General features: G+C 43.4%; 1 protein-coding gene. It reads left to right on the forward strand.

The window, feature by feature from the left end; genetic code table 11:
- The first annotated feature begins 82 nt into the window (after positions 1-82).
- On the forward strand, positions 83-1,405 hold the full coding sequence (locus L3V35_RS25365; RefSeq protein ID WP_237300855.1) for an IS4 family transposase: 1,323 nt from the start codon (positions 83-85) through the stop codon (positions 1,403-1,405).
- Positions 1,406-1,426 lie beyond the last annotated feature (21 nt).

Below are 1,426 nucleotides of genomic sequence, written 5' to 3' on the forward strand. Positions count from 1 at the left end.
GTAATGCCGATCGTTTAAGAAGACTTGAACGATCCTGCAGTTAGAAGATAATCCTCATCAACAATGTTGATGGGGATTTTTTATGCTTGAACAAGAATTAGCAATGGCACACGAGACCATTGAAGATGCCGATAATTATGAATCTGTCGTCGACGCTATTCAGATTGAGTGGATAGAACAAGCTCTTCTTGAAACAAATAAAGCGAGCATAAGACGACGCCGACTTCCCGCGCAGCAAGCTGTCTGGTTAGTTATTTGGATGGGGTTGCAACGCAACATGTCTATCAAAGAGGTATGTAGTTCATTAGACATTGCGCTTCAGCCTAAACCTGAAGATAGTTGGTCTCGTGTCGCACCTAGTGTCCTAACTGATTCACGTCGACGTCTAGATGAGAGCCCATTAGCAGCTCTATTTAACACAACGGTGAAGGCTTGGCACGGAGATATCCTTCAACAAGACAGAGACTTAGAACTTAATGTACTTGCTGTGGATGGAACAACATTTAGATGTCAAGATTCCCCAGAGAACGCTGAAGAATTTGGGTTCATCTCTAAAAAATTGAAACCTTACCCTCAACTTCGTTTAGTCGCTTTGATGTCAACAGAAACACGAATGATTATGGGGGCGGCTTTTGATGGTTGTCATGTCGGTGAAACGACCTTAGCTAAGCGCCTATTCAATGATATCCCCGCACACTCATTGACCTTACTTGATCGTTGTTATTTCTCGGCAGACCTTTTGTTGTCGTGGCAAGAGAGTGCGGAAAATACTCACTGGTTAATGCCTGCAAAACGTAAACTACGCTATGAAGTGTTGGAGAAATATGCGGAAAACGACATGCTCATTTCAATGCCTATCTCTCCTCAAGCTCAACGGCAGAATCCGAATTTACCCGCACGTTGGGAAGCCAGATTAGTCCTATATCAAGAGCCAAAAGGTGAGATAAAAGGTTTTATTACTTCACTTACAGACCCTAGCAAATACTCGCTAGAAAGCCTGCTGCGTGTTTATTGGCAACGCTGGGAGATTGAAGAGGGTTATGGTGAAATTAAACAGACTCAACTGCAAAGTCACGTCACTTTACGAAGTCGTTTTTCTGCCGGTGTGAAGCAAGAGCTTTGGGGCGTATTACTTGCCTATAACTTAGTGCGATTAGAGATGGTTAAGATAGCTTCAGAAGCCGGGGTTCGAGCGACTAGGGTAAGCTTTACTGCTGCAATTAACCTTATAGATGCTCAGTTACGTTGGTTAGCTTTAAGTCCAGACGGAACCCTACCAGTCAAACTTAAAAGGATGAGAGAAAGTCTGAGTCACTTCATTCTTCCAGATAAAAGAAAGGACCGAACGTTTCCACGTTCAGTCCTCTTTGTTCCAGCCAAATATCCGTTTAGGTTCAAGCAGTAATGCTTATCCGAACGGCATTAC

The sequence above is a fragment of the Vibrio sp. L5-1 genome (genome assembly GCF_021728315.1).
GTDB lineage: Bacteria > Pseudomonadota > Gammaproteobacteria > Enterobacterales > Vibrionaceae > Vibrio > Vibrio splendidus_K.